This is a genomic window from Rhodococcus sp. BH5 (assembly GCF_027583855.1).
GTDB lineage: Bacteria > Actinomycetota > Actinomycetes > Mycobacteriales > Mycobacteriaceae > Rhodococcus_F > Rhodococcus_F qingshengii.
Genome location: NZ_JAJHVW010000045.1, coordinates 1 through 5,653, shown reverse-complemented (window position 1 = coordinate 5,653; position 5,653 = coordinate 1). Strand labels below are relative to the sequence as shown.

9 protein-coding genes are annotated in these 5,653 nt (G+C 62.1%); 2 read left to right on the top strand and 7 right to left on the bottom strand.

Features of this window, described 5'->3' with window-relative positions:
* Positions 1 to 139 precede the first annotated feature (139 nt).
* From RhoBH5_RS32155 to RhoBH5_RS32145, 3 genes are all read right to left on the bottom strand, one after another.
* Positions 140 to 334, bottom strand: coding sequence for a hypothetical protein (locus RhoBH5_RS32155; RefSeq protein WP_270009589.1), 195 nt, complete (start codon positions 332 to 334; stop codon positions 140 to 142).
* A 219-nt stretch (positions 335 to 553) separates the two neighbouring features.
* Complete coding sequence (locus tag RhoBH5_RS32150; RefSeq protein ID WP_270009588.1) at positions 554 to 694, bottom strand: hypothetical protein; 141 nt, start codon at positions 692 to 694, stop codon at positions 554 to 556.
* A 270-nt stretch (positions 695 to 964) separates the two neighbouring features.
* Complete coding sequence (locus RhoBH5_RS32145) at positions 965 to 1,360, bottom strand: hypothetical protein (RefSeq protein WP_270009587.1); 396 nt, start codon at positions 1,358 to 1,360, stop codon at positions 965 to 967.
* A 638-nt stretch (positions 1,361 to 1,998) separates the two neighbouring features.
* Here RhoBH5_RS32145 and RhoBH5_RS32140 point away from each other — a divergent pair.
* Positions 1,999 to 2,586, top strand: coding sequence for a hypothetical protein (locus RhoBH5_RS32140; RefSeq protein WP_270009586.1), 588 nt, complete (start codon positions 1,999 to 2,001; stop codon positions 2,584 to 2,586).
* 137 nt (positions 2,587 to 2,723) lie between these two features.
* Here the strand turns inward: RhoBH5_RS32140 and RhoBH5_RS32135 are convergent, their stop codons facing one another.
* Entirely contained in the window at positions 2,724 to 2,933 is a 210-nt protein-coding gene (locus RhoBH5_RS32135; RefSeq protein WP_270009585.1) for a hypothetical protein, read from the bottom strand.
* A 541-nt stretch (positions 2,934 to 3,474) separates the two neighbouring features.
* Between RhoBH5_RS32135 and RhoBH5_RS32130 the strand changes: the two genes are divergently transcribed.
* Positions 3,475 to 4,008 (top strand): hypothetical protein, encoded by a 534-nt coding sequence (locus RhoBH5_RS32130; RefSeq protein ID WP_270009584.1) that lies wholly within the window; start codon positions 3,475 to 3,477, stop codon positions 4,006 to 4,008.
* Here RhoBH5_RS32130 and RhoBH5_RS32125 read toward each other — a convergent pair.
* The 3 genes from RhoBH5_RS32125 to RhoBH5_RS32115 form a co-directional block, all read right to left on the bottom strand.
* Complete coding sequence (locus RhoBH5_RS32125) at positions 3,985 to 4,269, bottom strand: replication protein RepB (RefSeq protein WP_011331249.1); 285 nt, start codon at positions 4,267 to 4,269, stop codon at positions 3,985 to 3,987. The two genes, RhoBH5_RS32130 and RhoBH5_RS32125, sit on opposite strands and share 24 nt — an antisense overlap.
* Entirely contained in the window at positions 4,269 to 5,156 is an 888-nt protein-coding gene (locus tag RhoBH5_RS32120) for a replication initiation protein (RefSeq protein ID WP_270009583.1), read from the bottom strand. Before RhoBH5_RS32120 ends, RhoBH5_RS32125 begins: the two co-directional genes overlap by 1 nt.
* 125 nt (positions 5,157 to 5,281) lie before the next feature.
* On the bottom strand, positions 5,282 to 5,653 hold a 372-nt coding region (locus RhoBH5_RS32115; protein WP_270009582.1), incomplete at its 5' end, for a hypothetical protein.

Genomic DNA, 5,653 nt, shown 5'->3' with positions numbered 1-5,653 from the left:
GGCCGAATCGAGCGCCGGCCGAATCGAGCGCCGGCCGAATCGAGCGCCGGCCGAATCGAGCGCCGGCCGAATCGAGCGCCGGCCGAATCGAGCGCCGGCCGAATCGAGCGCCGGCCGAATCGAGCGCCGGCCGAATTCGTTAGTGCGGCGTGCGTGCGTGGTGGTCGAGTATCGCGACCCAGGAGGACGCTGGGAGCTTTTCGGGTGCGTAGCGATCGAGGGTGAGGGTGGCGTGGTGTGCGTCGTGGTGGACGCCGCCGAGGTTGTGGAGGTTCTCGCGTGCTCCGGCGTTGTGTGCGGCGGAGGCGAGCGCGGTCAATCGGTCCGGAAGCATCGATGTCCTTCGGTCGAAATGTGTCGGTGGTGCGCGGAGAAATTCTTGCCTGTTCGGTCACCTCGAGCGGAGCAAGATATTCCAAAACCCCGGGGTTTCGGATTCCGTCCTGGTCGGGCAGAGCTCGGCGGCGGCCTGGCGGAGCAAGATAGTGCCTTAGATGCCCTAAGTCTGACCGCGCTGGCGCGGTGCCCGTTCCGGGGTGCTGCGCTGGGCCTGTCAACGACTGAGGACGACGGACGCGATGCTGCCGAGTGTTCCGATGACGGCGACCGTGATCGGTGTGAGTGCGGCGATCCAGAGGCGAATTTTTTCGCCGTGATCGGGTGCGGTGTTGGTGGCGGTTGGCTGCTCGTTCATGCGTGCTCCTGCGGTCGAATGTTCGATGTCGCCGGGAAGGTAGCTTTTACGTTCTCCCGTTGATGTCCGGGACCGTATCGGTGGACCTGGACTACTCAGCGCGAACGACGCCGCGGCCGAATTCGAACGACCGTACAAACCGCCTTCTCCACGTGCGGCACGCTCGCTGGAGACAAGACGAAGCCCCCGACTCGCGTCAACGAATCGAGGGCTTCTAACCGTGTTTGGCTGGACCAAACCCAGCCGCATGACGGCTGGTGTGATGGTAGGTCAGTCGAGTTCGGTCACTGCGCCGTAGTCCCGGAGCTGGCGAAGGTTGAACGTGATGTCGAAGAACGAGTGCGCGACGTTGAACGTGGCCCGCGCGGCCGACTTGGTGTGCCGCTTCGCGCTGCGCAGCAGCACGCGTTGTGGGAAGTCGTAGAACGCGATCGCGGCTTGCGGTGTGGGCAGTGCGCGGTTCCATTCGACGAGGACGTATTCGCAGAAGCGGAACGTCTCCTCGAGGTACTCGGCCGCTGCGGTCGCGTCCGCGATATCGCCGGGCAGTTGGTACTCGAAGCGATCGAGCTGGCGCACGAGTGTGTGCGCGGCGTCGAGCAGTGTTTTCGCGGCAGTGGTGATGTCTGCGGCGGTGGGCGAAATGCCCACGACGGAATCCGTCATGGTGTGTCTCCTGGTTTGGTCAGGTGACAGTTCGATCGTGAGTGTTGACGCACTCGTGAAACGAACCGCGTGTGAAGTTGTTCGGCCCGACGGTGCCGGTCCGAGGCCAACGTTACCTCCACCAGCCGACATCGACAGTCTCAGCGCTCACCAGTCGCACCCTCGCCCCTCGTGCTTCAACGCCTTACGCGTCCTGGCCGTCGCGCTGGCGCACTCGGCTCGCATCACCATTCGCTCGGAACTTCGTTCCTCAGTTCCCCGATCCACCCCTCACCAGCGCAGAGCCCAAACCGAACACACCATAGGCAGAGTTTCAGACTTTGGGGGCGCACTTTCGGGCGACGAAATGTTTTCGAGGCGGCGGCCATCGTTCCGGTCCCCGGCATCGAAGCGATGAACCTGCCGCACACACAGCCCGTACCCGGCCTACCTCCCGCAGTTCTCGACACCCGCTCACTGCCCGCGCTGCTCCCCTGGCCGTGCTCACCTACCCGCCCGCTTCCCCACCCGTCTATCGACCTATATCGCCATCTACCCGGAAACGCCTTTCTTGCTCACCCCAAGTGCCACACACCTCTTGCATTCAGGCAACGACACCGACCATCTTTTCGGGCGACGAAATGTTTTATGCTGACGAGATGGACCCGAACACCTGCCCACGCTGCGGAAACCCGGTCACCGTCAAACCTCGCGGCCGACCAGCCCGGTGGTGCTCGGACCGGTGCCGCAAACTCGCCTCCGAGGAACGCCGCGCCGCCGAGCGCGGCGCGATCGGATTGCAGATCCGCGACCACACACGGGTGGTGGAGAAGCCCGTTCCGGAGCGGATGACCGCGACCGTCGCAGCGGCCCGCGCGGCCGAGGACATCGACACGGCACTGTCGGTGCTGGCCGCGTTGCAACGCAAACTCGACGCCGCCACGGTCCCCGAACACGCACTCTCACGGCTGCACCGAGGCATCAACGACCTACACGCCACGTTCCGCAGAACCGTTAAGCCGAGCTCGATCGGACTGCTCAACTACCCCACTGACAAAGCCGCAGCCGCCACAATGGACCCGAAAACTGCTGTGCCCGTAGTGCTTAACAGCCCCCGCGCATGCTCGGAAGTGATCACCACACTGACCGAACAAGTACGCACCGGCCAACTCACCCACGACCCCCGACACGACCGAACCCGGCGTGCCCTGGCCGATCTCATCCACACCGTCCGGGTCCGCGAATAGATGGCGCGCCCACGAGAAAGGTCGCTGAAATTTGCTCGTTTCACTTTGGGAATTTGATCCGGATATGACTGTGGGCGTGAAGCCTCAAGTTAGAGGTTCACGCCCACAGTGGGTCTCGCTTAGCGCTGAGAGAAACGTCAGCGTTTGGCCGCGGAATTTGTACGCCACTTGGCAATCCAAGGCTTCAGCCAGGGTTTTGCGGCGATGTACGTTCCGACGACAAACAAGCCGATGCAGAGGGGGAGCGGAGCAGAGGGTAGGTATCCGATGCCGACCGCAATGAAAGCCACGCCCATCACGAGGTGACCAATCCACCCCATCCGACTTGTATCGCGTTCTTCATCCATGCCTAGAACCTTAGTTCAGGTCCATGGATTCATCGCAGGAGAAACTGCTGCTGTGACAGCAGTTTCAGCAACCGATGAAAGTTAGTCCTGCACCAACTCCTGCTGCCACTCCACCCGGTCCGAGGGCTGCCATTGCCAGCCCGCCGCCGCATGAGATACGGCCGCGAAGGGTCGTTTCATCAGGTGCCTGACTTTGCGGGACGATCCTGTTTCCGTTGGAGTCGTTGCCAGCGCATCCGGTAGCAGGAGAGCAATATCCGGGCTGTGAACCCCCTCCGGTTTGAGCGCTTGCTACTCCCGCACCCAACACTCCTGTAGTTGCCAAACACAAGGCCGATACGGCAATAAAGCGTTTCCCGATCAAGATGATTCCTCCCCGTTTTTGGTGCCTGAGCTTAAAACTGGCAATTCTGATGCTTGCCTCAATCGATTAGTTCCGACAACTCATTACACGGTGGAAAAGGCGCTGGAACTGCGAATTTTAACGACGCCACACGCATATTGAAGGTCAGTCTGGACAGGGCATCTTCGCGTTATGGTCATGGACGTGGACACGACAGGAAAAGGACGGCCATCCCGTCCGCGTTGGTCATTGTCCGAAGCGTCCAAACGGACAGGTGTCAGCCGCACGACGCTGCTCCGGAGAATTGAAGCCGGCAAAATTCCGGGTGCGATCAAAACCGATGAAGGCTGGTCGATCGGAATCGAAGACCTCATCGGAGCTGGAATCATTCCAGATAAGCCCAGTCTGTCAGGTCTGCCAGAGGGTGTACGCGGGCATGGCCACCCTGATTTTGATCATGTCCAGCGGATCGCGGATCTTGAACGGGAGTTGGCCGTTGCTCATGCTCAGCGGGCGGCAGCTGAACAGGTCGCGGTCGAGCGGGAGCGGATCATCCAATCACAGGCTGTGACGTTGCTCATACTTCAGCCGAAGCCGGTCGATGACAGGCCTTCGGCGGTAGCTGACGCTGTGCCAGAGGCAGAACACCATCCGCCGGCCGATCCGGGGGCCGAGCGCCGCTCGGAACCCGACAACCCGCTGACCTGGCTACGCCGACAGATCTTCCGCTGAAATCTCGCCGTGCCTGCGGGCGTCGTGCAGTAATCGGCCGACGATCCCGGTCGAGAGTTCCATGGCTTCGGCGATTTCTCGGTACTTCAACCCCTGCTTCCGCAGCTCGACAGCCTTGTCACGGCGAGCCTTCGCGCGGCCGAGGTAATCGTCACGCGGCTCAGCAAAAAGCCGTTGGATTGTGCGAGTGGAGGCCCCGAATTTTTCGGCCGCAGCTGCCGCCGTCATCTTCCGGCGCACCGGATTCTTGGCTCCGCCCATCAGATAATCGCCTCCCACATTGACTGCTCATCATATTTGGTTGCTCGCGCTCGGTTGGCTTCGATTTTGGCGAGTGTTGTTGCGCTGCCGCCTTTTTGGCCGAGGTGTGCTTGTCTGGCTCGGTACTGTTCTTCGGTGAAATTGCGCCAGATCCATTTGGAGATGGATTGCGCGGTGGCGCGTACTTCGGTGAACGGTAGTGGTGTCGTGAACTCGGTGTTGACGGCGTGGCAGTGCTGCAGGACGAGGTGGTCCCAGTCGCGGCCGGTTCCGTTTCGGTGCTGCCACCACTGTGGGTATGCCCATCGCCGGGTGGTGTCGAACATGGTGACGTTGCGGCCAAGGCCCACGGCTCGATCGGGCCGACGCGGCATCTGCCGTGGTGTGTGGATGGTGGCCAGTTGCCGCAATGTGTACGGGGTGGACGGGCCGTAGATCGTCTCCCAATCCGGGTGTATCGGGTTTTTGGTCAGTTGCCCGCCGTACGAGAAATCGCCGCCGACGCTGATCTTGAGACCGGTTTCGATGCGGTGGGCGTAGCGCAACGGTGTCAGTCGAGCGCTGTCGGTGCGGCACACGTGGTTGGGGCCGAGCCACCATCCGATGTGTGCACGGCCGGATGGCGATTGTGCGACCCAGTTCGGCGCCGGATGGTCGGACGGTTGCTCGAATGCGCGCATCGCGGCGTCGACGTGATCGCAGTCGATGACGATGGATCCGAGCAGTGCGTGCGGTGAATGCTCGACGTACCGCATTGCCAACGCGTCGTCTCGGCTCATCCGGTACTGACCTCGTTGGAGGTTGTTCGTTGCGAACGGCCGGTGCGGGAGCAACACCGCATCTGCCCATTGCCGATCGCTCAGCACGCCCCTCGATGCGGATTCCATGGGGCCACTGTGCCCGCCCACATCGACTATTCGAGTACGACGCGCCGAAGCTATATGGAAAATTATTCGACTACGCTATGCCAAGCCATATCAGGTATCCCGGCGACACACCCCCAATCCCCTCCCTAACCACCACCTGCTTTTGAACCCTGCTGCGCTGGATCGCTCGATTCTTCTAGAACCTGCGCAGCGGAAACCCGTGGTCGGCACCTTGGTGCAAGAGGTGTGCTCGGGTTTGGCTTTCCGTCGGTGGGTGGTGAGCACAGGCAGGGGAGTACGGCGGTACTTCCAGGGATCTGTTCGAGCTGCGGGAGGTAGGCCGGGTACGGCGCGTAGTGCGGAAGCGTGGTCGTTGGTTGCTCGCTTTTCGGCTGGGCCGAATCGAGCGCCGGCCGAATCGAGCGCCGGCCGAATCGAGCGCCGGCCGAATCGAGCGCCGGCCGAATCGAGCGCCGGCCGAATCGAGCGCCGGCCGAATCGAGCGCCGGCCGAATCGA